This is a genomic window from Vibrio sp. SG41-7 (assembly GCF_014164465.1).
Lineage (GTDB): Bacteria > Pseudomonadota > Gammaproteobacteria > Enterobacterales > Vibrionaceae > Vibrio > Vibrio splendidus.
In genome coordinates this window covers 1-222 of sequence record NZ_JACJFF010000473.1, presented here as the reverse complement: position 1 = coordinate 222, position 222 = coordinate 1, and the positions used below count along the sequence as shown (strand labels likewise).

Annotated in this window: 1 pseudogene; it reads right to left on the bottom strand. The window is 37.4% G+C overall.

Going from position 1 to position 222, the window contains the following annotated elements:
• Positions 1 to 222, bottom strand: a pseudogene (locus H5300_RS27810) (hypothetical protein); the annotation flags it as partial.

The following is a 222-nucleotide window of genomic DNA, read 5'->3' as shown; positions in this document are numbered from 1 at the left end:
GTAGAATTTTTTATTGACACTTTGTTGATAGAAGACCGGATTGCCTTCTTGATCGTTCAATGGGAAATTAGAGCCGGCTTGAAGGATCTCACTTTGTACTAATCCTTGATCACCTTTATTGTCCCAACTATCGGGTATCTCTTTAAATATTCTGTCTTTCGGCATCATATTCAAGAATAAATCCGGTGTCTTGTCACTGGTATAATAAGCAAAAGATTGCCA